This is a genomic window from Thauera sp. 63, assembly GCF_000310165.2.
In the GTDB taxonomy this organism is placed as follows: domain Bacteria; phylum Pseudomonadota; class Gammaproteobacteria; order Burkholderiales; family Rhodocyclaceae; genus Thauera; species Thauera humireducens.
The window spans coordinates 36,394-61,793 of the sequence record NZ_AMXC01000021.1; the positions used below are offsets into that span (position 1 = coordinate 36,394).

Consider the following 25,400-nt stretch of genomic DNA (forward strand, 5'->3'; position numbering starts at 1 on the left):
GAGCCGATCGTCCGTCCTCTCAGCCGGCCTGCTCCTCGCCCCCTACGGCCTGCAGCCGCGCATAAGGGCCGCCGCGAACAGACAGTTCGGCGTGCGTGCCGCGCTCGACGATGCGGCCGTTCTCCATCACCAGGATCTGGTCCGCCTTTTCGATCGTCGACAGCCGGTGCGCGATGACGATCGTGGTCCGCCCCACCATCAGGCGCTCGATCGCCGCCTGGATCAGGCGCTCGGACTCGGTATCCAGCGCCGAGGTCGCTTCGTCGAGGATCAGGATCGGCGCATTCTTCAGCAGCGCACGCGCAATCGCGAGCCGCTGCCGCTGGCCGCCGGAGAGCATCACACCGTTCTCGCCGATCTCGGTATCCAGCCCATTCGGCAGTCGGTCGATGAACTCCTTCGCCGCGGCGGCCTCCACCGCCGCCTCGATCGCCTCGCGCGGCGCGTCGGCCAGGTCACCGTAGGCGATGTTGTTGGCGACCGTATCGTTGAACAGCGTCACCTGCTGCGACACCAGCGCCACGTGGCGGCGCAAGTTGCGCAAGGTGTAGTCACGCACGTCCACGCCGTCGATGCGCAGTTCGCCGCAGTCGTGATCGTAGAAGCGGGTGAACAGGCTGGCGAGCGTGGACTTGCCGCTGCCCGAGCGGCCCACCAGCGCCACCATCTGCCCGGGTTGTACGTCGAATGAAAGCTCGTGCAGCACCTCGCGCTCCGTTCCCGGATAGCGGAACGACAGCCCGCGCACCTCGATGCGCCCCTCGACCCGCTCGCGCACGACGGTGCCACGGTCAAGCTCCGAAGGCTCATCGAGCTGCTCGAAGATGCTCTCCGCCCCTGCCACGCCACGCTGGATCTTGGAGCTCACCTCCGACAACTGGCGGATCGGCTTGGGCAGCATCGCCGCCGCGGTGATGTAGGCGACCAGGTCGCCCGCGCTCGCGTCACCGCGCAGCAACAGCACCAGGAACAGCACCACCGACATCGCCGAATAGATGACGACCTGCAGCATCGGCGTGTAGGTGGCGTTGGTCTTGCCCATGCGCAACTGCTTGCGCGTGTTGTTCTCACTGGCCTCGCGGAAACGGCGCGACTCGTAGTCCTCCCCGCCGAAGCTGCGCACCACCCTGTAGCCCTGGATGGTCTCCGACACCACATGGGTCACGTCGCCCATCGCACGCTGGATCTTCTTCGCCTGCTTGCGAAACTTGCGCGACGCCCGCGACACCAGCACGCTGATTACCGGCAGCACCGCCACCATCACCAGCGTCAGCTTCCAGTTCATCCAGATCAGGTAGCCGAACAGGAAGACGACGCTGAGCCCTTCGCGGATCACGATCTTGATCGCATCGGTCGCCGCCGCGGTCACCATCGTCACGTTGAAGGTGATGCGCGAGATCAGGTGCCCCGAGTTGTGGCGGTCGAAGTAATGGTTGGGCAGCCGCAGCATGCTGTCGAACAAGGCCAGGCGCAGGTCATGCACCAGCCCGAGCGACACCTTGCTCATGAAGTAATTGCCCAGGTAAGACCCCACCCCCTGCCAGATCGCGATCAGCACGATCATCACCGGCACGGCCTTCACCATGTCAATGCCATCGAGGAACGGCACACCGAGCTGCAGACCCTCCGTCGCCCCCCCCAGGCCATCGACGAAGTACTTCATCACCCCGGCCAGCATCGGCTGGGACGAGGCGAAGATCATGAAGCCGAGGATGCTGACCGCGAACGTGCCCACGTAGGGGCGCACGTAGCTTAGGAGGCGGAAGTAGATGCGCAGGCTGGAGGGGGGCGTTGCCTGAAGGGGTGTCATTGGAGCCTGAAGCGGTAAAGCCATCATGGGCGCGCTCGCCCGGGCCTGAAGCCCACGAGCGGCGCGCAGGGACGCACATGATAGCGCTGGAGACAGCGGGCCAGAACCCGCGCGGTTTTGGCGATTTGCGCACTATTACTTTTGTGCAGTTTATGTGTTTTGCTGCAGGTGCAATAATTTCGGCTTTCGGATAAAAGTTCCCCGCCCATGCAGACCACCCAGCCCTACGACGATGAGATCAGCCTCCTCGAACTCTGGAAGATCCTTGCCAAGAGGAAGGCGCTGATCATGGCCTGTTTCGTCCTCTGTCTGGCAGGGGGTGCGGCATTCGCGTTCCTCACATCGCCAGTTTATGAGGCGAGCGTCAAACTGAGGATTGGCCAGGTTCAGGGTAATGGAGGATTGCTCGAAAATGCAGAGGAACTCTCATCACGCATCCTCGCCCAATATGGCAAAGACGTCGCCACCGGCATTACGCGTTCACGGCCCTTCATTACCACTGCGAACGTCCAAAAGGGCGTCACGACTACGGTCCAGCTCACCGCCGAGGCCGACACCCCCGAAGACGCGGCACACCTACTCGACGACGTAGTCAAGGGTGTGCAAAAGGCCCACGCGGCCATGTTTGAAGACAACCTCAAACCCATCGTCGACCGGCTCAAGGGCCTCGACGAGCAGCAGACCGCGTTGCAGCAGCAATACTCGGACATCACCGCACTTGTCGAACATCTCAAGGAGCGCGACAGCGTCCAAGCCTCGCTAGTAATGATCGAGCGCGGCCCAATCACGACCGCTATCAACGCACTGGGCTCCGAGCGACTGCTCCTTGCACAGCAAGTTACTCCGCCGCAGACACGCCCCACCGAACTGATCGGCGAAATCACCGCGCCAGCCAAGCCATCCAAGCCAAAGAAGGCGCTGGTACTAGCCCTCGCCGCCGTGCTCGGAGTGATGGGCGGCGTCGTCCTCGCCTTTGTCGCAGAATTCATCTCAAACGCCAAGGCCCGAAGCTGAATCGGCTTGCCGGACAACGCATAACACCCGTATTTCGCACCCACAAGACAATCCAATGCACACCCTTTCGGATATCAAGCTGGCCGTCATCGGCCTCGGTTACGTCGGTCTGCCCCTCGCGGCCGAGTTCGGCAAGAAGCGCTCGGTGGTCGGTTTCGACATCAACCACAAGCGCATCGAAGCGCTCAAGGCCGGGCACGACTCGACGCTCGAAGTCTCCGACGAAGAGCTGCGCCAGGCGGCTAGCCTCACCTACAGCGCCAACCCGCTGGACCTCGCCGCCTGCAACGTCTTCATCGTCACCGTCCCGACGCCCATCGACGAACACAAGCGGCCGGACCTGACGCCGCTGATCAAGGCCTCGGAAACGATCGGAAAGATTCTGAAGAAGGGCGACATCGTCATCTATGAATCCACCGTCTACCCCGGCGCCACCGAGGAAGACTGCGTCCCGGTGCTCGAGCAACACTCCGGTTTGAAATTCAATGTCGACTTCTACGCCGGGTACAGCCCCGAGCGCATCAACCCCGGTGACAAGGAACACCGGGTTTCCACGATCAAGAAGGTCACATCGGGCTCCACCCCGGAGGTCGCAGATCTGGTTGATGCGCTGTATCGCGAGATCATCATCGCGGGCACCCACAAGGCGCCGAGCATCCGCGTCGCTGAGGCGGCGAAAGTAATCGAGAACACCCAGCGCGACCTGAACATTGCGTTGATGAACGAACTCTCGGTGCTTTTTGCCCGCCTGGATATCGACACGCTCGCCGTGCTTGAAGCGGCCGGCACGAAGTGGAACTTCCTGCCCTTCCGCCCGGGCCTGGTCGGCGGACACTGCATCGGTGTCGACCCCTATTACCTCACCGACAAGGCCGAGAAGGTCGGTTACATCCCGCAGGTCATCCTCGCTGGGCGCCGCATCAATGACAACATGGGACGCTACGTCGCACGCACCACAATCAAGAAGATGGTGCAGAACAAGATCGACCTTTCGAATGCCTCCGTCGGGGTGCTGGGTCTCACCTTCAAGGAGAACTGCCCAGACATTCGCAACAGCAAGGTCATCGACATCATTCGCGAGTTCCAGGAGTTCGGCATCCGCGTCGTCGCGACCGACCCTTATGCGGATCCAGAGGAACTGGCCCACGAATACCCTGGCGTCGACATCGGAACGATCGATGCCAACACCCCCGTCGACGCGCTGATCGTCGCGGTTGCCCACAATGAATACACAACCATGGATGCGAGAGCGATCAAGCAGCTTCTCAGGGGCGCAGCCCCCGTCGTAGCCGACGTGAAGAGCCTGTTCGACCTCGATCAACTCAAGCAAGCCGGCATTACCGCCTGGAGACTCTGACATGCATTTCGCCCCTCCGATCACCGACCGCAAGATCCGCTTCGCCCTCGTGGGCTGCGGCCGCATTGCGCAGAACCACTTTGCCGCAATAGAAAAGCACGCCGACCGCTGCGAACTCGTCGACGTCTGCGACATCAACCCCAGCGCACTTGCTGCCGCCATTGAGAAAACCGGCGCCCGCGGCCACGCCCGGTTGGCCGATTTGCTGGAAACGACCACCGCCGACTGCGTCATCCTTACCACTCCGAGCGGCCTGCACCCGGCGCAAGCCATCGAAGTGGCGGAAGCAGGCAAGCACGTGATGACCGAGAAGCCGATGGCCACCCGCTGGCAGGACGGCCTGAAGATGGTCGAAGCCTGTGACAAGGCGGGCGTCCGCCTCTTCGTCGTCAAACAGAATCGCCGCAACGCCACGTTGCAGCTGCTCAAGCGCGCCGTCGAGCAGAAGCGCTTCGGCAAGATCTACAGCGTCGCCGTCAACGTCTTCTGGACTCGTCCGCAGGACTACTACGACAGCGCCAAGTGGCGCGGCACCTGGGAATTCGACGGCGGCGCATTCATGAACCAGGCCAGCCACTACATCGACCTGCTCGACTGGCTCATCGGCCCGGTCGAATCCGTCATGGCCTACACCGGTACGCTGGCGCGCGACATCGAAGTGGAAGACTCGGGCGTCGCCGCGCTGCGGTGGCGCAGCGGCGCAATGGGTACGCTCAACGTCACCATGCTCACCTACCCCAAGAACCTCGAGGGCAGCATCACCATCCTCGGCGAAAAGGGCACGGTTCGCGTCGGCGGCGTGGCGGTAAACGAGATCCAGCACTGGGAGTTCGCCGAAACCCTACCCGAAGACACAGAGATCAAGCAGGCCAACTACGCCACCACCAGCGTGTATGGCTTTGGCCACCCGCTCTACTATGACAACGTTATCAACACGCTGCGTGGCGAAGCCGAGGCTGAGACCGACGGTCGCGAAGGCCTCAAGAGCCTGGAACTCCTGATCGCGATGTACCTGTCTGCACGCGACGGCAAGCGCGTCGCCCTGCCACTGGAATACTGATCCGTGCGTGTTGCCGTGGTCGGCGCCGGCATCGTGGGAGCCTGCACTGCATGGGCGCTCGTCCGCAAAGGCGGGGACGTGAGTCTGTTCGAGCGCAAGCACCCCATGACCGAAACCAGCCGGGCGTCGTCGAAACTGCTGCATGGCGGTCTTCGCTACCTCGAGGGCGGCCACCTCTGTCTCGTGCGCAAATCATTACAGGCCCGTGCGGTATGGCTTCAGCAGGCACCACACCTTTGTGAACCCCTGCAGTTGCTGCTGCCCGTGTACGCCGACGTCGGGCGCCCGCGTTGGATCGTCGGCATGGGCATCCGGCTCTACGATCTGCTGGCGCGGGGCAGCGGCTTTCCGAAGGGCCGATGGCTGTCGGCGGAGGAAGTTGCAACACTCCAGCCCGGGCTGCTCCGGAAGGGTTTGCAAGGCGCCTATGCCTTCTACGACGCACAGATGGATGACCAAGCCCTGGGCAACTGGGTCATCGAGCAATTCTGCGCCGCGGGCGGGACGCTGCGATGCGAGCATGAGATCGCTCAGATCGACGCCCTGAGCGGCTTCGACCGAATCGTCAATGCCGCGGGGCCATGGGCGCTCGATCTTCGCAGGACCCAGCCCGGCCCGCCGTCCTATGCACTGGACTGGGTGCGCGGCAGCCACATCGTGCTCGACCGCCCCTGCCCGGCAGCCATGTTGTTGCAGATCCCCGGCGAGAAGCGCATCTTCTTCGTGCTGCCCCGGCGGAATCAGACCCTCATCGGCACAACCGAGGTCCGCCAGCCTGGCCCCGACAACCCTGGCCCAAGCGAGAAGGAAATCGACTACCTCCTCGACGCACACAACCACTACCTGACGCCGGTTGCCCTACGCAGCGACATGGTCGAAGCGTTTTCAGGCGTCCGCCCGCTGCTACGCAGTGCAGACAACCCCTCGGACGCTACCCGGGAATGGGCCTTCGAACGCGTCGGCAAGGTACTCCATATTTACGGCGGCAAATGGACAACCGCCCAACTGCAGGGCGAGGAAGCCGCAACAAGGATTCTCCAATGACACAACCCAACTACACGGCACATCCTAGCGCCATCGTCGACGACGGCGCGCAGATCGGCGAAGGCTCGCGCGTCTGGCACTTCGCCCACGTCTGCGCCGGCGCCCGCATAGGCAAGGGCGTTTCGCTCGGCCAGAACGTCTTCGTCGGTAACAAGGTGGTTATCGGCGACAAGTGCAAGGTCCAGAACAACGTCTCGGTCTACGACAACGTCACCCTGGAAGAAGGCGTGTTCTGCGGCCCTAGCATGGTCTTCACGAACGTTTACAATCCGCGCTCGCTCATCGAGCGCAAGAGCGAATACCGCGACACCTTGGTCAAGCGCGGCGCCACCCTAGGCGCCAACTGCACCATCGTATGCGGCACCACCATCGGCGAATTCGCCTTCGTCGGCGCCGGCGCCGTCATCAACAAGGACGTCAAACCCTACGCCCTGATGGTCGGCGTGCCAGCCCGCCAGGTCGGCTGGATGAGCGAATACGGCGAACAGATCCCGCTGCCGGTGAAAGGCAAGGGCGAATACACCTGCCCGCACACCGGCCAACAATATCGACTCAACGACCAAATCCTGGAGCGCATCAGCAAATGAGCATCCCCTTTATCGACCTCAAGGCCCAGTACCGCGCACTGCAACCGCAGATCCAGGCCCGCATCAATGCGGTCCTGGAGCACGGCCAATACATCATGGGGCCGGAGGTTCGCGAACTCGAAGAGCGCCTCGAGGCCTACACCGGTGCAAAGCATTGCATCACCGTCGCCAGCGGCACCGAGGCCCTCCTGATCAGCCTGATGGCCTTGGGTATCGGCCCCGGAGACGAAGTCATCACCACCCCGTTCACCTTCGTGGCCACCGCAGAGGTCATCGTCCTGCTTGGTGCCAAGCCGGTCTTCGTCGACATCGAGCCCGACACCTGCAACATCGATGCGAACCTGATCGAAGCCGCAATCACCCCGCGCACCAAGGCCATCATGCCGGTCAGCCTTTACGGCCAGCCGGCAGATATGGATGAGATCAACGCCATCGCCGCGCGCCACGGCAATATCCCGGTGATCGAAGACGCCGCGCAGAGCTTCGGAGCCGAGTACAAGGAGCGCAAGAGCTGCAACCTGTCCTCCATCGGATGCACCAGCTTCTTCCCGAGCAAACCGCTGGGCTGTTATGGCGACGGCGGCGCGATCTTTACCAGCGACGACGCGATCGCACAGGCCTGCCGCGAGATCCGCGTTCACGGCCAGAGCAAGCGTTATGTGCACACCCGCGTCGGTGTCGGTGGGCGCATGGATACGCTGCAATGCGCGATCGTGCTCGCAAAGCTGGAGCGGTTCGATTGGGAAATCGCACGACGTATCGAGGTCGGCGCGCACTACAACCGAATTTTTGACGAAGCCGGAGTTCCCCGCGTCGTGCAACGACCAGACCGTACGTCCGTTTACGGTCAATACACTGTGCTGTGTGACCACCGTGACGCTGTGCAGCTGGCGTTTCAGCAAGCGGGGGTGCCGACGGCGGTACACTATCCTGTGCCGCTTAACGAACAGCCGGCTTACAAGCACCTGTGCTGCCCGGATTGCACACCGCTCGCCAAGGCAGCGGCAAAGCGCGTGATGAGCCTCCCGATGAGTGCCGATTTGAGTGACGCAGATGCTGCAAGCGTTTCCAGCCTGATCGCTAAAGCACTTTCCTCCTAGTTCACGATACGCCTCGATTTGACACAAACAGCCTGAAATTGCCTGTCAATTTTGATGAGCCGCCTTTATTCCTTGGGCGAGCACCAAGTCTAGCTTCATGCTAGTAGTGCCAATTGGCGATTTTGCGCTTGGTTCACGGTGTATATAGCGTGAAGGGATGACTGCAGTCGGCGCGGTATTCAAATTCGAACACCCCGGTATCTCGCATTCCTGAAGACCAGGAAAATAGGACAAGTAGATGTGCGGCGTATTTTGTTTTTTCAGCGGCAAAGAAGAGATTAATTCTGACAAGATTAACGCTGAAGGAATTCTCACCGCCTTGGCGCGTAGAGGCCCAGACGGGCATGGAGTCTTTGACGAGCTAGGCGTTTTCATGGCTCATACGCGACTATCGATTCTTGATCTACACGAACGTTCGAATCAGCCCTTTGTCGGAAATCGCTGGGTTTTGTCCTATAACGGTGAGATTTTCAACCATCAAGATCTACGGAGGGAGCTCGAGAAAGAGGGAGCGCGCTTTTCAACCAACTGCGATACGGAAGTGCTCTATCGGGCGATCGAGTACTGGGGTCCAAGAAAAGCGGTCTCTCGTCTCTGCGGCATGTTCGCCTTTGCCGCGTTCGACCGCATTGAGCGCCAATTATGGCTGGCGAGAGACCCCCTTGGCATAAAGCCGCTTTTTATTGTTCGCGGCGATGGCTATCTAGCCTGCGCATCTTGGTCGTCCGCCCTGCTCAATGGCGTGAAGGAGTCATGGCAGTTAGATCGAGAGGGTCTAGCGAGTTACTTCCAGTTAGGCGCGCCACAGGACGGTCTAACATTGGTTGAGGGCATTTCATCTCTTCCGAGCGGAGAACTGTGGCAGATCGACGCCAATCTCAAAGTCTGCGCCGACGTTTATTGGAGACCGGAACAGGGGCCGGAAGGATTTGAGACGGATGGCTTCGAAAGCCTTCTGCACAAGGTGGTCGGAGAACACCTTGCTGCCGATGTTCCCATGGCACTTCTGTTGAGCGGGGGAGTCGATTCAACGGCACTTGGTTGCTTTTTCCCCAAGGGTAGCGCGGCATTTCATCTCGACTCCCCAGAGATGCAGAATGCACGCGAGGCTTCCGAATTCTTGGGCTTCGATTTTTATTCAGAGAATAGCGACCTTGTAGATGATTGGGAGCCGTGGCTATTTGCATTCTCCGCCGCAACGGGGGGTGCATTCGCTGCCGTTCGGCAACCCTTACTAATGTCAAAAGCCATGGCAGCAGCGGGTTTCAAGGTTGGCTTGAGCGCAAATGGTGCAGATGAACTTTTTCTTGGCTATCCACGCACGCCCGCACCCGGTCTTGACCCTTTGGTGATAACAGGACTCCCGGCTTACGAGGGGGCGCCAGCTGAAACGTTTGCGGAGCAGGTAGCACATATCTTCGGCGACGATGCGAATTTCCTTTCCCCATCGGCATCAAGCGAAGAGGTTGAGTGTGAGCATGAAAAAATGATCTACAGATTGAAGCGTCGTCTCGAGGCGGCGGCCAACCAAGTGGGGGAGGCCGCCGCCTATCGACTCTTCGAGCTTCGCACCTATGTAGAGCAGGATCTAAATCCAACCCTTGATCATGCCTCGATGTACAACAGCCTTGAGGTACGCGTGCCCTTCCTCGACCATCGCTTGGTTAGCTACGTCCTGCGCGCGTCATCGAATGATCTCATCCATCCTGAATTGGGTCGAAAGGCGCCACTCAAACGAATTCTGCTGGAAAAGGGCGTTCCGGGTCGTATATGGAATCGCGCGAAGGTTGGTTTTTCACTACCAGCTTCGTCGATTGTTGCCGCACGCACTACAGGCCTGCGAAATCTGCGGGAACTGCTGGAAGACGGTTACGTGCGATTCTTTCCACGGAAAGGGCTCCTTGTCAGGGATTTTCAGAGAGTGCTTGCCGCTGCAACGGCTTTTGCTGCATGGAAGCGTGCTTGGATTGATACGGGGATTGTGAGGACGAAAGAGTAAACCATGTCTGATATTTCATTCTCGAAGGTACTAGTCGGCGGACCTCCTTCCAGTGGATCAACGCTCCTTTCGGTGATGTTGGACAGTCATCCGGAAGTGTTCTGCGGCCCGGAGACGAATATAGTCGCACATCCTGGGTTATGGAAAAGGAATGCAGACATCGGCAGCTTTCTCGATCTCCCTGGGACCCCCGTTCCTATAGAAAGTGGCTCGACTTGGGCCCGTCCGTCTTCAGCCGGACTAGCCTATCATCTGGTTGGCTTCTCCGAATTGAAAAGCGCAGCAACCCGGTTTAGCACTGCAACTCAACTTCTTGATTACGCACTTCAGCCTCGCATGTTGCTTGAAGGGAAGTCTGTTGCATGTGAGAAAAGCCCGCCCAACATCTATGCGACTCTACCTGCGTTGGAACTAGATCCGGATCTGAAGGCTATCATCTGCATTAGAAATGGCCCAGACGTCATACGGTCTCTGCTCCGCAGAAAGGCGGCAGTACCTGTTGCGGTCTTACGATGGTTATCCAAGATGAACCTCGCCGTTGCAGCGAGAGATCGTTATGGCGACCGAGCATTGATTGTTCGCTATGAGGATCTCACCTCGAATCCACTCTCGGTAGCCGAGGAGATCTGCGCCTTCCTCGGTGTACGTGGCGGAGAGTTTGCGGAGGCGATGGTAAATCGTCGGGCATCGAGACGAATTGGGGTCGATTCAAGCATCTCAGGCGAGATCGGCGCTGCAGCCGCTTGGCGTTTCAAACCGCACGAAAACATCTCCGCCCGAGTGGATGATGCAGACACTATTCCGCCTCAGGCCGCAGCATTGTTGAACGAATTGCGCTTGAAGCGGGAGGCTATGGAGGTCTTTGGCATGACGACGGAACCCATGGACGCTCATGCAGTAAGTCGCGCTCTCGGGTATGAGCCCAACTGGAAGCAGGGAGAAGGGGACGCACAGTATAAATTGACTCAATCAACTAATCGACTGATGCAGTTTTGCTTCGAGATCGCTGAGCCGAGAAAGGCAGTGAATGAGACGACGCCCTCTAAAGAACCGCGGCCTATTACATTTGCTGGCCGCATTCTTCGACGGCTGGGAATTCATTCGTCATCACGCTCTAAGTGATGCGTACGGGCCTGCTTTCGTCACCACCGACTGCGCACCCCGCTGCTGCACGAAGTAGGGTCCCGACATTGCGGCTAGTCCCGCTTGCCTGAGGGCGCCACGACCCGTCGTCTTTGCTCAGCAAAGTACGATTGAAGTCCCAGCACTGCCTGCATGTAATCACCTCCATTGGGGTCAGAAATCGTCATCAGCGACTTCAATCTTTTGCCCGTTCGGAGGTCAGCGAGTCAACGGTATTTTGCGTCGGAGGGCTCGCGATGAATTGCTTGGTTGCTTTTCCGGCTCTGAGTCGATCGGAGCTTCCCTAGGATGATTTTTTCAATGCCTTTTGGATAACTTAAATGGAGCGCGGAGTGAGGCTCGTCCGTCTTCAATCTGTATTGAATGTCCTTGGCTGGGCATGTAGACGAGCCCTGGGCGGGCGGTGGGTGAGGGTATGTTTTTTCATCCTTTTTTACCTGTCAGCACTGGCCATTCAGCTGGGGTGTTTCTTCGGTGCGGTTCGATATTTGGGCCTGATCCAGTCCAACAGCCCGATCACGCTAGGCGCGATTTCTTATTCGCCCCGAGACTCGATTGCGCTGCTGATTGTCGTTTCCGTGGGGTTGGCCTTCGGTTTTCTGATTTCGGCTGTATTCGCCAGAAATGCCCGCTCGATTGCACTCAGGATCTCGCTCGAATTTGAGGAGCGATGTCTGCGCGAGTTGCTCGATGCGCTGCCATTCCTTCCGTCAATTGGCGCTGACGTTCTGAAGCGTTTCAATGAAACGACGGCTGCAAATGCGCTGCTCGGCGAGGATTCCCTATCGGCAGGACGATGCATAAGAACCCTACTGACTGCGCTGTTTCCTGCCTGCATGATCATCGGCTGTTTGGGCGTTCTGCTGTGGCTGAACCTATGGCTCACCACCGGACTGGCAATCATCGCCGTGATTGCGCTAGTCGTTTTTGTTTCAGTCAACAGGCGTGGAGCATCCGTTTCCCATCGGTTCGGCGCAGAAAGGCGTCTAACCTCCCAACTTAGACAGAAGGTGGTTAGCGATCCCGCTCATGTGCAGAGCACTGAAGAGTATGAAATGGCCGCACGACGCCTCCGCACAGCGACGTCCGAGCGTGTCATGCTGGGAGAGAACTCTCGCTTCATCATGCAGTTGCTCGGAGCAATCGTCCTCCCTTTGATCGTCCTGGTTGAAGGTATTGGCAGCATTCGCGGAGAGGCGGATTTGGCCAGCCTGATCGTTTTCCTGCTCATCTCGCGCTTCGCGCTCAGTAGCTTCACGTCACTTGGGGGGCAATTGTCGGGGCTCAACTCGAGCATCGCCGGCACTCGAAGGATAATGACTTTTCTGGATGGCGCGGAGGCACTCACGTCGCCGTCTGCCAACGACTCGCCGCGAACGCTGAAGTATCGGGATCAGTCTGGAGCCTGTTGCGTCCACCCGCTGGACAGCACACCAGTCGCGATATTGGGTGAAGGTGCGTTTTCGCTCTGGAAGATGGTCCCTGTGATTAATTGCATAGAGGGATCTCCTGCGGTCAGATGGCCGCGGGAGGGAGAGGGGCTTCGCATCGAACCTTCCGTCGACGGGCTTGAGCGCGCTCGGACTTCCGGGCCTCACCCCTATGGGTGCTATATCTGGATCAATTGCGGAAGCAAGAAGGACATAGATGCACTCAGGATCACAGATGCAGAACTGATTGCGGTCCGTGCCGTGAGAGGAGGACTAGTCGGGGGATCCGTTGCCTCGATGCTTGAAGGCCATTTCCCGAAGTAAGGACAACGATGGAACCTAACGACGAGGGCGCATTTAGGGCAGCGGCGGGAGCTTCTATCAAGGCGCTCTAGCGAATATCGCATCTGTCTTAAAGATCGGTTGTGCTTGCCGGTTTCAATCACAGTTAACTCAGCCATGAAGGTGTCGGATGGAAGACGTTATGCATAGCGGTAATAATGGGCATGTCGTGATGCTCGTGAATAATCCTTGTGTGAATGACAGCCGTGTTATCAAGTCCGCGGAAGCGTTAGTCGCTGGGGGCTGGCGAGTAACCGTTGTTTGCCGCCATCACGAGACGCTGCCGTTGCACGAGGAACGGAAGGGGGTAACTTACCATCGTGTCAGATCGCTTCCAAAAAACGTCAAGGATCTGAAAACGCAGGTCGCTTCTCGCAGCGGGGGAAAGAAAGCGTTCGGTTCGGCCGCTAGAGTGATGCGGGCGCTCGGCGAGGACTTGACAAGTAGGGTGGATCAAGCCAGCTCGGCCTCTCGGGCGTTCGCAAAACGTACTTTTCCGTCCTTCCTGCTGTCGGTTTCGAAATATGCATACTCGAAGACGGTTCGTGCGAGTCGACGTGCTCGTGCTGCGTGGACGTCCGTATGTTCAAAGTCCGCCCGGACGATCCGACATGTTGGGACGCTCAAGAGCAAATTGAAAGGTGAGGCGAAGGTATTCAGAGGCACCGCGAAGAAACTCATCTTGCAGCCATTGAAGGCTGTCTATTGGTTCCACGAGATGGACGAGTTCGAGAGCGCAACGCTGCAACACATCCTGCAAATCAGGCCGGATGTCGTCCACTGTCATGATCTTTCCACCCTGCCGACGGGTGCCAGTGTGGCCGGTCGCATCGGCTGTGCGCTCATCTACGATTCGCATGAACTGGAAATGCATCGCAACGCGACGTACCCGGAGGCCGTCAAGCGCAAACGGCGTCGGCTCGAGGAGCGAAACATCGTAAAAGCGGACGTGGTGATCACGGTTTCGGAAAGCATTGCCGATCACCTGCGTGACGACTACCGTATCCCGAGACCGATTGTGGTATTGAATTCACCCGATTTCGAACACACGGATGAGGGTCATAAGACCCTCCGAACTGACCTTCATCTGGGCGAGGACGCTCCTCTCGCAGTATACGTCGGTAGTGTCACGATCAATCGAGGAATCGAGAATGTCGTACGCGCGCTTCCGTTCATGGAGGCTGTGCATTTTGCAACGGTAGGCCCACGCCGGAAGGAGACCGAGAAGTTGCTCATCGAGATCGCGGAGGAGCTCGGGGTTCGTGACCGGCTTCATCTCGTCGATCCAGTCCCGCCGAACGACGTGGTCGGCTACATCCGGTCGGCGGACGTGAGTGTGCTGCCCATCCAGAATGTCTGCCTGAGTTACTACTATTGCATGCCGAACAAGCTGCTCGAGAGCGTGTTCGCCGGAATCCCGGTGGCAGTTGCGAACCTGATCGAATTGCGCCGGTTTGTCGAGAAAACGGGTTGTGGTCTGGTGATGGACGAGACGGATCCGCGGTCGATTGCTGAGGCGGTTGCATCCGTGATTCCACGTCGAGGGGATTTTGTCGTAACTGGGGAGCGCCTCGATCAGCTGATTGCGGAATATAGCTGGGCGGCACAGGCCGAGCGCTTGCGCGGTGTCTATCGTGACCTTCGCCGACGGACTGCCCGGTGAGATTTAGTTCGAGTGTCTGGCGTGTGCTGTCATGAAGCAGGTGTGGATACTCAATCACTACGCACAAGTTCCGGGGGGGGTCGGCGGAACGCGCCATCACGCGTTGGCGCGAGTACTTTTAAAGCACGAATGGAGTGCATCGATTGTTGCGGCAAGCACTGACTACAGCACGGGAGCACAACGGCTATCAGCATCAGAGCCATTCCGTCTGGAGATGCATGACGGGGTCCCTTTCCTGTTTGTTCGTTGTCCGGTGTATGTCGGGAACGGGGCGGCGCGCATGCGAAACATGCTCGCATACTGCTTCGCTGTCTTACGCCGCGATACGCTCTCAAAGTTGCTGTCGCCGGACGTGATTGTCGGGTCAAGCGTCCATCCGTTTGCAGCGTTAGCTGCAGCGGTCTTGGCCGCAAGATATCAGGTTCCGTTTGTATTCGAGGTGCGCGACCTGTGGCCGCAGACGCTAATCGATATGGGGCGCCTGAAAGCGAAGGGATTTGTCGCCCGCGGGATGCACCTGCTGGAGCGATGGCTCTATCATCGGGCATCCAGAATCATCGTCTTGTTGCCGCATGCCAACGAGTACATAGAGCCGCTTGGAGTTCCACCAGAGAAAATCGTCTGGATCCCGAACGGGGTCGACCTTTCGGTGTTTCCACGCCCCCCAATCGCCAGCGAGGAAGGCTCTTTCACTCTGATGTATCTCGGAGCTCACGGACAGGCGAATTCGCTGGAGACACTATTGAAGGCGATGAGCCTGGTCCGGCAGCATCGTCTTCCGCGTGCGGTGAAGCTGCGGATGGTTGGTGACGGCGCGTCCAAGCCGGAGTTGATGCGTCTGGCAACCGAACTTGGCATCAGTGATGTCGTGTCGTTCGAGGATGCGGTGGCGAAGCGTGAGATTCCGAGAGTGGCCGCCGAGGCCGATGCCTTCGTGATCTGTCTTCGCGACCTGCCAAAACTCTACAGATATGGAATCAGCATGAACAAGCTGTTCGACTATCTTGCCGGGGCGCGGCCGATCCTGATCGCATCCGCGGCATCCAACAATCCGGTTGTCGAGGCGGGGGCTGGTCTGACCGTTCGACCTGATGATCCGGAAGCGCTCGCGGCTGGAATCGTCGAACTGGTTAACACACCGTCAGAGGTGCGTTGTCGCATGAGTGTGGCTGGACGCAATTATGTCGAGGCGCACCATGGCTTTGATCGACTCGGTGCCTGTCTTGCAGAGGTGTTGAATGGGGTGGTAGAGGAGCGCCATGGGCGGTCTTGAGTCGCGGTTTGTCATGATCGTAAAAAGAACGTTCGACCTGATCGTTTCCGCACTGGGGTTGGTCCTGCTGGCACCGATACTGGGCGGCCTCGCTTGGTTGGTTCGTCGCAATCTCGGATCCCCAGTCCTTTTTCGGCAAGTTCGTCCCGGTCGCCATGGCCGCCCATTCGAAATGGTCAAGTTTCGCACCATGCGCAATAATTGCGGCGTCGATGGCAAACCGCTGCCCGATGCCGAGCGTATGACACAATTCGGTGCTTGGTTGCGCTCATCCAGCCTGGATGAACTGCCCGAGCTTTGGAATGTGCTAAAGGGCGATATGAGCTTGGTGGGCCCTCGCCCCTTGCTCATGGAGTACCTCCCGCTCTATTCACCCGAGCAGGCACGCCGCCATGAGGTGCGCCCCGGCGTGACCGGCTGGGCGCAAATCAGCGGACGCAATGCGCTCAGCTGGGAGGAGCGGTTCGAGCTTGATGTTTGGTATGTAGACAACCACTCTCTACGCTTGGATCTCAAGATCCTGCTGCTGACGGTGCGAAAGGTGCTCATCAAGGAGGGTATCACCGCGTCCGGTGATGCCACGATGCCCAAATTTACGGGCTCTAACCAAGGTAGCAGTGAAGAATGAGCTCGGCCATTTATGGAATCTACGGTGCCAGTGGTTGCGGGCGTGGCGTGATGCCGCTCGCACGCGAGCAGTTGCTGCGCAAGGGAGTGCCCCACGACCGTCTCGTGTTTATCGATGACGCTTGTGGCGCCGAGGTTGTGAACGGTCAACGTGTGCTTTCCTATGAAGCATTTGTGACGACGGACGCCTCAGAGCGCTTCGTCGCACTGGCAATTTCGAATAGCGCAGTTCGGGAAAGGCTTGCCGCTCGATGTGCTGCAGACGACATCCTTTTTTGGTCAGTGAGTGCGGGCAATGTGGTGGTGATGGACAATGTGACGTTCGGGGAGGGGGCGATACTCAGCCCATTCGTGACTGTCACTTCAAATATCCGCATTGGCCGTCACTTTCATGCAAATCTTTACAGCTATGTGGAACACGATTGTGTGATCGGTGACTACGTGACCTTTGCACCAGGAGTGCGGTGTAACGGAAACGTTGTAATCGAGGATCACGCATATGTAGGCAGCGGTGCTGTGATCAGGCAGGGTAGTCCTCATCGCCCGCTGGTGATCGGCGCCGGTGCCGTTGTTGGAATGGGCGCGGTTGTGACCAGAGATGTACCGCCGGGCGCGACTGTCGTTGGGATTCCAGCGCGACTGATGAACAGGGGTTGAGTTGTGTTGAACACGCCGTTTTCCCCTTGGCCGAACTTTACCGAAGAGGAGGCCGACGCTGTTCGAAACGTGCTTCTTTCGAACAAGGTTAACTACTGGACCGGCGATGAGTGTCGTCAGTTCGAAATCGAGTTTGCCGCGTGGGTGGGGGTCAGGCATGCCGTTGCGCTGGCTAACGGTACGGTCGCTTTGGACGCAGCACTAATCGCAGCAGGCATCGGGCCGGGCGACGAGGTGATTGTCACGTCTCGGACGTTCCTCGCGTCGGTCTCGACGATCGTGAATGCGGGGGCGATCCCCATATTTGCCGATATCGATAGGAGGTCGCAGAACATCACCGCCGATACGATTCGTGCCGTGCTGACCCCCCGCACGCGAGCGGTGCTCTGCGTGCATCTTGCAGGATGGCCGTGCGACATGGACCCTATCATGGCGTTGGCGGAAGAAAAGGGACTCTTCGTCATCGAGGATTGTGCGCAGGCCCACGGCGCACGCTACAAGGGGCGGTCCGTCGGCTCGATAGGTCATATTGGCGCTTGGTCTTTCTGCCAGGACAAGATCATGACCACGGGGGGCGAGGGCGGCATGGTGACGACTAACGATCGCAACCTGTGGTCTCGGATGTGGTCGTTTAAAGATCATGGCAAGAGCTGGGATGCGGTGCACCGGCGGGACCACCCGCCCGGTTTTCGTTGGGTGCACGAGAGCTTCGGCACCAACTGGCGGATGATGGAAATGCAGGCGGCGATCGGGCGCATCCAATTGCGGCGGATGCCCGTCTGGCATGGGGAACGCCTCCGTAACGCGAACGCCATCTGGCAAGTCGCACGGTCGCTGCCGGGCTTGCGTGTGCCAGAAGTGCCAATGGATATCGAACATGCTGCGTACAAGTGCTATGTGTTCGTCGAGCCGTCGGCTTTGAAGCCCAACTGGAGCCGCGACCGCATCCTGAACGAGATCACCGCGCGTTCTGTGCCGTGCTATTCAGGATCCTGTTCGGAGGTGTATCTCGAGAAGGCCTTCGACGATACGGGCTGGCGACCGGAACAGCGACTGCCTGCTGCCCGTGAGTTGGGTGAAACAAGTTTGATGTTTCTGGTCCATCCGGGGCTCACGGAGCAGGAGATTGATCGCACCGGTTTCGCATTGAAGCAGGTTATGAGTTTGGCAGTGGCCTGACCGTTTCATGATTAATCGCACAACCAGAACTGCACTTGTTGTCTCTTTTGACCTGTTAGCCGTCATCATCGCTTGGGTGGGAGGATTCTGGATCCGGTTCAACTTTGAGGTTCCCGCCCATTACAGTAACAAGATGCTGGCCGGGCTCGGCGTACTTGTCTTGATCCAAACGCTAGCCTGTCGTTGGGCGGGGCTATATCGAGGCATGTGGATCTTTGCCAGCCTTCCGGATCTTAAGCGAGTCATCAAGGCTGTCGCGATCTCATGGGTAGGGCTGATTGCCATGATCGCGCTGGATCGATCCGGTGGTCCGGTGATTCCGCGCTCCATGATCGTTCTGTTTCCCCTTCTGTTGCTTGTGGTGATGGGCGGGGGACGCGCGGCTTGGCGCATGTGGAAGGAACATCGCGTTTATGGTGGATTGATGGCATTGGGCAAACCGGTCGTCGTCGTGGGTGCGGGGACTGGCGGTGCCATGCTCTTGCGTGAATTGGAGCGCAGCCCGGATTGGCGAGTAGTCGCAGTAGTTGACGATAACCCGGCCAAGTGGGGGCTAGAACTCTACGGGCGCACGGTGGCTGGGGCGATCGATCAGTTGCCAAAGATCCTGCAGGATTACAAGGCGCGTCATGTCATATTGGCCATGCCCTCCGCTGCTGCGGACTCGCTGAAGCGCGCCGCGGATCTGGCCGTGCGTGAGGGCGCCCACGTATTCACCGTGCCCGGCATCGAAGACCTGATGAGCGGCAAGGTCGCAATCAACGCGATGCGCCCGGTGGACATCGAGGATCTGCTCGGACGCGAGCCGGTGAAGATCGATTCCGCCCACGTCAATGGCATGATCGGCGCCAAGACCGTGTTGATCACGGGCGCCGGCGGCTCGATCGGCAGTGAGCTCTGTCGCCAACTCGCCCGCTTCGCACCGGCGCGGCTGGTGCTGGTGGAGGCGAGCGAGTTCGCGCTGTACAGCATCGAGCAGTGGTTCCGCGTTCACAGGCCCGAGACGACGATCCTGCCGCTGGCTGGCGATGTGAAGGACGCGGCGCGACTCGAGGAGATCTTCGCGACCTGGAAGCCGCAGCTCGTCTTCCACGCCGCTGCCTACAAGCATGTGCCGCTGATGGAAGTGGGCAACGCCTGGCAGGCGGTACGCAACAACGTGCTCGGCACACTGCTGGTGGCAGCGCACGCGCAGCGCCACGGCGCCGAGCGCTTCGTGCTGATCTCAACCGACAAGGCGGTGAACCCAACCAACGTGATGGGCGCCACCAAACGCCTCGCGGAGATGGCCTGCGAGGCACTGCACAGCTCGGGCAAGGGAAACACGCAGATGGAGATGGTGCGTTTCGGCAACGTTCTGGGCAGCACCGGCAGCGTGATCCCCAAGTTCGCGGAGCAGATCGCCCGCGGCGGGCCGGTGACGGTGACCCACCCCGAGATCAACCGCTACTTCATGTCCATCCCCGAGGCAGCGCAGCTGGTACTACAGGCTGCGGCCATGGGCCATGGCGGCGAGATCTTTGTCCTCGACATGGGCGAACCGGTGAAAATTGTCGACCTTGCGCGCAACATGATCCGACTGTCTGGCTATGCAGAAGACGAGATCCGCATCGAGTTCACCGGGTTGCGCCCGGGCGAAAAACTTTACGAGGAGTTGCTGACAGACACGGAAGAGACGCGCGAAACGCCGCACCCCAAGCTGCGCATCGCGCGCTCGCGTCCGGTGGCCGAGACCTTCCTGGACGAGTTGGGCACCTGGCTGTCGCAGGCGGGGCCGGTGAGCGATGATGAGGTGCGCGAGGGTCTGAAGCGCTGGGTGCCGGAGTATGAACCCGCGAGGCATTGACTGAGCGAGGCATCTGCAACTCGTGGTCTGACGTCAATTGCGCCTTACGCGTTGCAAAGGACCGTAAAAAGACTATATTCAGTCCCATCTAGTCTCCGGATTGCAGCCATGCGCTACTCAACACAAGTCAAACCCATAAGCTACCTCAAGGCCCATGCGGCCGAGGTGCTGGTTCAACTAGCCGAATGCCGGGAGCCCTTGGTGATCACCCAGAACGGTGAGGCTAAGGCGGTATTGCAGGACGTGGCAACGTTCGAGGAAACGCAAGAGACCTTGGCCCTTCTGAAGCTCTTGGCGCTGGGCAACCAGGAGGTCACGGCAGGCAAGGTCAGACCAGCGACCGAGGTCATTGCCCGCCTGCGCTCGAAGCGAGCCAGCGCGGAGTGAGGAAGTCGTCCTCCACGTTCGAGGTCTTGCTCACCGAAGGCGCCGAGCAGGACCTCGAGTCGATCTACGACTACATCGCCCAGTTCGACTGTGCAGCGAGCGCTGACTACGTACTCGACCAGCTTGGCAGCGTCATCGAAAGCTTGGCGACGTTTCCAGAGCGCGGCAGCTATCCCAAGGAGTTGCTCGCGCTCGGCATCACGGAGTACCGACAGACGTCGTTCAAGCCGTACCGGGTGATCTACCGCGTCATAGCCAGGCAGGTGATGATCTACGTGATCGCCGATGGCCGGCGCGACATGCAGACGGTGCTTGCGCGAAGACTGCTCAGGGGCGGCGAGCTGCGCTGAAGCGCTTCTGAAAGACCATCTGCTCGAGACCAGGAATATGACCCCATGACCCGCAAAGGCATCATCCTCGCCGGCGGCTCCGGCACCCGGCTCCACCCGGCGACGCTGGCCATCAGCAAGCAGTTGCTGCCGGTGTTCGACAAGCCGATGATCTACTACCCGCTCAGCACCCTGATGTTGGCTGGTATCCGGGACATCCTCATCATCTCCACGCCGCAGGATACGCCGCGCTTCCAGCAGTTGCTCGGTGACGGTGCACAATGGGGCCTGTCGCTCAAGTACGCCGTGCAGCCCTCGCCCGAGGGCCTGGCGCAGGCCTTCCTGATCGGCGAATCCTTTCTTGCGGGCAACCACTGCGCGCTGGTGCTCGGCGACAACATCTTCTACGGACATGACCTGCATCGCCTGCTCGACAGCGCGATGGTCCGTCGAAACGGCGCCACGGTGTTTGCATACCACGTACAGGACGCAGAGCGTTATGGCGTTGCCGAATTCGATGCAAACGGTCGCGTGTTGTCTATCGAGGAGAAGCCGGCGCGACCGAAGTCGAGCTACGCGGTGACGGGACTCTACTTCTACGATGACTCGGTGGTTGAGCGCGCAAAGCGCCTGCGCCCGTCCACTCGCGGCGAACTCGAGATCACCGACCTCAACCGCCTTTATCTGGACGACGACGCGCTGCAGGTGGAAATCATGGGGCGCGGCTACGCCTGGCTGGATACCGGAACGCATGAATCCCTGCTCGACGCGAGCCAGTTCATCGCCACGCTGGAACGCCGCCAGGGGCTCAAGGTGGCATGCCCGGAGGAGCTTGCCTACCGCCAGGGCTGGATCGACGCGACGCAGCTCGAACGCCTGGCGCAACCCTTGGCCAGGAACGGCTACGGCCAATACCTGCTCCGCCTGCTGACCGAGCGACCCTACTGATGCAGGCCACACGACTCGCGATCCCGGATGTGATCCTGCTCGAACCCAGGGTTTTCGGCGACGATCGCGGCTTCTTCATGGAGACCTTCAACCAGCGCGACTTCGAGGCCACCACCGGCTTGAGGCCCCACTTCGTGCAGGACAACCATTCACGCTCGCAGCGAGGCGTGCTGCGTGGCCTGCACTACCAGATCCAGCAGCCGCAGGGAAAGCTGGTGCGGGTCGTGAGCGGCGAGATCTTCGACGTGGCCGTCGACCTGCGCCGTCATTCGCCGAGTTTCAGCCGCTGGGTGGGTTGCACGCTTTCCGCGGACAACAGACGGCAAATGTGGGTCCCCGAGGGCTTCGCCCACGGTTTCCTGGTGCTCAGCGAGACGGCGGACGTACTCTACAAGACCACCGACTACTACGCTCCGGCGCATGAGCGCTGCCTGGCCTGGAACGATCCGGGCCTCGGCATCGAATGGCCATTGAATGGCCTGCAGCCCCTGCTTTCCGCCAAGGACCAACGCGGCCTGCCACTGGCCGACTGCGACACCTTCGACTAAGTCCCAGCCCCGGATTGCCCAGCCTGCCGCAGCGGGCAATCAGCCGCCCTCGCGGATCCGCTCGATCAGGCCCGTCGTCGAGTGCCCCTCGACGAAGCCCAGCACCTTCACCTCACCGCCGGCACGGCGTACGCATTCGCCGCCCGCGATCTGGTCCAGCGTGTAGTCGCCGCCCTTGACCAGCAGGTCGGGCAGCACGGCGCAGATCAGGCGCTCGGGGGTGTCCTCGGTGAAGGGCACGACCCAGTCCACGCAGCCCAGCGCGACCAGCATGCGCATGCGGTGGGCCAGCGCATTCACCGGGCGGCTATCGCCCTTCAGGCGGCGCACCGAGTCGTCGTCATTCACCGCGACGATCAGGCGGTCGCCGAGGGCGCGGGCCTGTTCCAGATACTCGATGTGGCCGGGATGCAGGATGTCGAAGCAGCCGTTGGTCATCACCACCCGTTCGCCGGCCTGGCGCGCCGCGCGCACGGTCTCGATCGCCTGCGCCTCGGTCAACACGCTCGCGGACGAGTCGGTGCTCGCCACCGCTTCGGCCAGGTGGGCATCGACATGGGCGCACCAGATGTGGCCGACCATGATGTGGCATTCCTGGATGTGCGCCGTCTCGGCCACGCCGATCGTCACCGCCAGGTCCACCCGTTCGCGCAGCTTGCCGCCGTCACGCCCGAGCAGACCGACGACCTGCACGCCGCGCCTCCGCGCCGCCTCGACCGCGGCGATCACGTTGGGACTGTTGCCGCTGGTGGAGATGCCGACCAGCACGTCGCCCGGCTGGCCGAGGGCCTCGACCTGGCGCGCGAAGACGTCGTTGAAGCCGTAGTCGTTGCCGACCGCGGTGAGGATGGAGGTGTCGGTGGTCAGCGCGATGGCCGGCAGGCCGCGACGCTCGGCGACGAAGCGGCCGACCAGTTCGGCGGCGATGTGCTGCGCGTCGGCCGCGCTGCCGCCATTGCCACACAACAGGACCTTGTTGCCGCGGTTGATCGCGGCGCTGATGCGTTGCGCGGAAGCCTCGACCGCCGGCTCGATGGCGCGCAAAGCGGCGACGGCGGCGAGGTGCTTGTCGATGTAGTCGGAGATGGCACTCATGCGGTGTCTCGCAGTTTGCTTCGGCTCGTGGTGAGCGCAGGCGTTCAAGTCGGTCGGGATGCTAGCACGCCGGATCTGCGGGGGCGGCTATCGAGGCCATTGCTGCGGCCGGCTGGGTTCGCCTGCGGCGCGCCTGCGCTGCGCCCTCAATGCGCTTCATCCCAGTTGTCCCCCGCCCCCACCTCCACCAGCAGTGGCACCTTCAACGCCGCCACGCCGCCCATCAGCCCGGGCAGTTCGGCGCGGATGGTATCGAGCTCGGCCTTCGGCACCTCCAGCACCAGTTCGTCGTGCACCTGCAGCACCAGCTTCGACTTCAGCCCCGAGCCCGCTAGCCAGTCGCTCACCGCGATCATCGCCTTCTTGATCAGGTCGGCGGCCGTGCCCTGCATCGGCGCGTTGATCGCCGCGCGCTCGGCGGCCTGGCGGCGGCCGGCCTGGCTGGCGCGGATGTCGGGCAGGTAGAGGCGGCGGCCGAACACGGTCTCGACGAAGCCCTGCTCGCGCGCCTCGACGCGGGTGCGCTCCATGTAGTCGGCGACACCGGGGTAGCGGGCGAAGTAGCGGTCGATCCAGCCCTGCGCCGCGGCGCGCTCGATGCCGAGGTTCTTCGCCAAGCCGTGCGCGCTCATGCCGTAGATGAGGCCGAAGTTGATGACCTTGGCGTAGCGGCGCTGCTCGCTGGTGACCTCCGCCGGCGGCACGCCGAAGACCTCGCCAGCAGTGGCACGATGAACGTCCTCGCCGTGGGCGAAGGCTTCGAGCAGGCGGGCGTCGCCCGACAGGTGGGCCATGATGCGCAGCTCGATCTGCGAGTAGTCGGCCGACACGATGAAGTGGTCCTTCGGCGCGATGAAGGCGGCACGGATGCGGCGGCCTTCCGGCGTGCGGATCGGGATGTTCTGCAGGTTGGGCTCGGAGCTCGAAAGCCGGCCGGTGACGGCAGTGGCCTGCGAGAAGCTGGTATGCACCCGGCCGGTCTTCGGATTGACCATGCGTGGCAGCTTGTCGGCGTAGGTGCTCTTGAGCTTCGACAGGCTGCGGTGTTCGAGCAGCAGCTTGGGCAGCGGGTAGTCCTCGGCGAGCTTCTCCAGCACCTCCTCGTCGGTGGAGGGCTGGCCCGTGGCCGTCTTCTTGACCACCGGCAGGCCGAGCTTGCCGAACAGGATCTCGCCGAGTTGCTTGGGCGAACCGAGGTTGAAGGGCTGGCCAGCCAGGTCATGGGCCTCGCGCTCCAGCTCGTGCAGGCGGCGCCCGAGTTGCTCGGAATGCTGGCTGAGCAAGAAGGGGTCGATGAGCACCCCGGTGCGCTCCATCTGCTGCAGCACCGACAACACCGGCAGCTCGATGTCGCGGTACAGCGCGGCAAGCTGCGGCGTGGCTTCGAGCTGCGGCCACAGGTGCTCGTGCAGGCGCAGGGTCACATCCGCGTCCTCGGCGGCGTACTCGGTGGCACGATCGAGGGCGACCTCGTCGAAGCCGATCTGCTTGGCGCCCTTGCCGCAGACCTCGGTATAGGGGAGGGTCGTCAGCCCGAGGTGGCGCTTGGCGAGCGAATCCATGTCGTGCGGCTTGTCGGACTCCAGCACGTAGGATTCGAGCAGAGTGTCGTGCGCGATGCCGCGCAGCCTGATGCCGTGGTTGGCGAGCACGTGGGCATCGTACTTCAGGTTCTGGCCCAGCTTGGCATGCTGCTCGGACTCGAGCCAGGGCTTGAGCTTGTCCAGCACCTCGGCCAGCGGCAGTTGCTCAGGCACGTCAGCGCCGCGATGCGCCAGCGGCAGGTAGGCGGCTTCGCCCGGCTCGGTCGAGAAGGACAGGCCGACCAGGCGCGCGGCCATCGGGTCGAGGCTGGTGGTCTCGGTGTCGAAGGCGGTGAGTTCGGCCGCCGTGATCTTCGCCAGCCAGACGTCGAAGCTGGCCGAGTCGAGAATCGAAACGTAGCCGCCGCGATGCGCCCCC

The 25,400-nt window shown here is 60.7% G+C and carries 22 protein-coding genes; 19 read left to right on the forward strand and 3 right to left on the reverse strand.

Going from position 1 to position 25,400, the window contains the following annotated elements; translation table 11 throughout:
- Positions 1-19 precede the first annotated feature (19 nt).
- Positions 20-1,810, reverse strand: coding sequence for a lipid A export permease/ATP-binding protein MsbA (gene msbA, locus C664_RS15145; protein WP_004263259.1), 1,791 nt, complete (start codon positions 1,808-1,810; stop codon positions 20-22).
- Positions 1,811-2,017: 207 nt separating this feature from the next.
- Between msbA and C664_RS15150 the strand changes: the two genes are divergently transcribed.
- The 19 genes from C664_RS15150 (at position 2,018) to rfbC (ending at position 22,343) form a co-directional block, all read left to right on the forward strand.
- Complete coding sequence (locus C664_RS15150) at positions 2,018-2,824, forward strand: Wzz/FepE/Etk N-terminal domain-containing protein (RefSeq protein WP_004263260.1); 807 nt, start codon at positions 2,018-2,020, stop codon at positions 2,822-2,824.
- A 55-nt stretch (positions 2,825-2,879) separates the two neighbouring features.
- Positions 2,880-4,181 carry a nucleotide sugar dehydrogenase gene (locus tag C664_RS15155; protein WP_004263261.1) on the forward strand — a complete coding sequence of 434 codons (1,302 nt, stop codon included), beginning with the start codon at positions 2,880-2,882 and terminating at the stop codon, positions 4,179-4,181.
- 1 nt (position 4,182) lies between these two features.
- Positions 4,183-5,241, forward strand: a complete 1,059-nt coding sequence (locus C664_RS15160) for a Gfo/Idh/MocA family protein (protein ID WP_004263262.1) — start codon at positions 4,183-4,185, stop codon at positions 5,239-5,241.
- 3 nt (positions 5,242-5,244) lie between these two features.
- Positions 5,245-6,285, forward strand: coding sequence for an FAD-dependent oxidoreductase (locus tag C664_RS15165; RefSeq protein ID WP_004263263.1), 1,041 nt, complete (start codon positions 5,245-5,247; stop codon positions 6,283-6,285).
- Positions 6,282-6,872, forward strand: a complete 591-nt coding sequence (locus C664_RS15170) for an acyltransferase (protein ID WP_004263264.1) — start codon at positions 6,282-6,284, stop codon at positions 6,870-6,872. The genes C664_RS15165 and C664_RS15170 overlap by 4 nt, the downstream gene beginning before the upstream one ends.
- Positions 6,869-7,972, forward strand: a complete 1,104-nt coding sequence (locus C664_RS15175) for a DegT/DnrJ/EryC1/StrS family aminotransferase (RefSeq protein ID WP_004263266.1) — start codon at positions 6,869-6,871, stop codon at positions 7,970-7,972. Before C664_RS15170 ends, C664_RS15175 begins: the two co-directional genes overlap by 4 nt.
- 238 nt (positions 7,973-8,210) lie before the next feature.
- Entirely contained in the window at positions 8,211-9,971 is a 1,761-nt protein-coding gene (gene asnB, locus C664_RS15180) for an asparagine synthase (glutamine-hydrolyzing) (RefSeq protein WP_083483104.1), read from the forward strand.
- 3 nt (positions 9,972-9,974) lie between these two features.
- Complete coding sequence (locus tag C664_RS20385; protein ID WP_083483105.1) at positions 9,975-11,093, forward strand: sulfotransferase family protein; 1,119 nt, start codon at positions 9,975-9,977, stop codon at positions 11,091-11,093.
- Between the two features lie 341 nt (positions 11,094-11,434).
- Positions 11,435-12,868 (forward strand): hypothetical protein, encoded by a 1,434-nt coding sequence (locus C664_RS15185; RefSeq protein ID WP_157354181.1) that lies wholly within the window; start codon positions 11,435-11,437, stop codon positions 12,866-12,868.
- A 148-nt stretch (positions 12,869-13,016) separates the two neighbouring features.
- Complete coding sequence (locus tag C664_RS15190) at positions 13,017-14,549, forward strand: glycosyltransferase family 4 protein (protein WP_038012035.1); 1,533 nt, start codon at positions 13,017-13,019, stop codon at positions 14,547-14,549.
- A gap of 31 nt (positions 14,550-14,580) precedes the next feature.
- Complete coding sequence (locus C664_RS15195) at positions 14,581-15,822, forward strand: glycosyltransferase family 4 protein (RefSeq protein ID WP_038012037.1); 1,242 nt, start codon at positions 14,581-14,583, stop codon at positions 15,820-15,822.
- A complete protein-coding gene (locus C664_RS15200; RefSeq protein WP_004263278.1) occupies positions 15,809-16,450 on the forward strand; it encodes a sugar transferase in 642 nt (213 codons plus the stop codon). The genes C664_RS15195 and C664_RS15200 overlap by 14 nt, the downstream gene beginning before the upstream one ends.
- The gene (locus tag C664_RS20390) at positions 16,447-17,106 is read left to right on the forward strand and encodes a NeuD/PglB/VioB family sugar acetyltransferase (protein ID WP_004263281.1); all 660 of its coding nucleotides are present in this window, start codon (positions 16,447-16,449) and stop codon (positions 17,104-17,106) included. Before C664_RS15200 ends, C664_RS20390 begins: the two co-directional genes overlap by 4 nt.
- 3 nt (positions 17,107-17,109) lie before the next feature.
- Positions 17,110-18,285: a DegT/DnrJ/EryC1/StrS family aminotransferase gene (locus tag C664_RS15205; protein WP_004263284.1), complete on the forward strand. Its 1,176-nt coding sequence runs from the start codon at positions 17,110-17,112 to the stop codon at positions 18,283-18,285.
- 7 nt (positions 18,286-18,292) lie between these two features.
- Positions 18,293-20,131, forward strand: a complete 1,839-nt coding sequence (locus C664_RS15210; RefSeq protein ID WP_038012038.1) for a polysaccharide biosynthesis protein — start codon at positions 18,293-18,295, stop codon at positions 20,129-20,131.
- Positions 20,132-20,239: 108 nt separating this feature from the next.
- On the forward strand, positions 20,240-20,518 hold the full coding sequence (locus C664_RS15215) for a type II toxin-antitoxin system Phd/YefM family antitoxin (protein WP_004263288.1): 279 nt from the start codon (positions 20,240-20,242) through the stop codon (positions 20,516-20,518).
- Positions 20,515-20,868: a type II toxin-antitoxin system RelE/ParE family toxin gene (locus C664_RS15220; RefSeq protein WP_004263290.1), complete on the forward strand. Its 354-nt coding sequence runs from the start codon at positions 20,515-20,517 to the stop codon at positions 20,866-20,868. The genes C664_RS15215 and C664_RS15220 overlap by 4 nt, the downstream gene beginning before the upstream one ends.
- Before the next feature lie 45 nt (positions 20,869-20,913).
- Complete coding sequence (gene rfbA, locus C664_RS15225) at positions 20,914-21,795, forward strand: glucose-1-phosphate thymidylyltransferase RfbA (protein ID WP_004263293.1); 882 nt, start codon at positions 20,914-20,916, stop codon at positions 21,793-21,795.
- Positions 21,795-22,343 (forward strand): dTDP-4-dehydrorhamnose 3,5-epimerase, encoded by a 549-nt coding sequence (rfbC, locus tag C664_RS15230; protein WP_004263295.1) that lies wholly within the window; start codon positions 21,795-21,797, stop codon positions 22,341-22,343. Before rfbA ends, rfbC begins: the two co-directional genes overlap by 1 nt.
- Before the next feature lie 39 nt (positions 22,344-22,382).
- Here the strand turns inward: rfbC and gmhA are convergent, their stop codons facing one another.
- Positions 22,383-23,438 (reverse strand): D-sedoheptulose 7-phosphate isomerase, encoded by a 1,056-nt coding sequence (gene gmhA / locus C664_RS15235; protein WP_004263297.1) that lies wholly within the window; start codon positions 23,436-23,438, stop codon positions 22,383-22,385.
- 146 nt (positions 23,439-23,584) lie between these two features.
- A partial coding sequence (gene polA / locus C664_RS15240) for a DNA polymerase I (RefSeq protein WP_004263299.1) occupies positions 23,585-25,400 on the reverse strand: 1,816 nt, incomplete at its 5' end.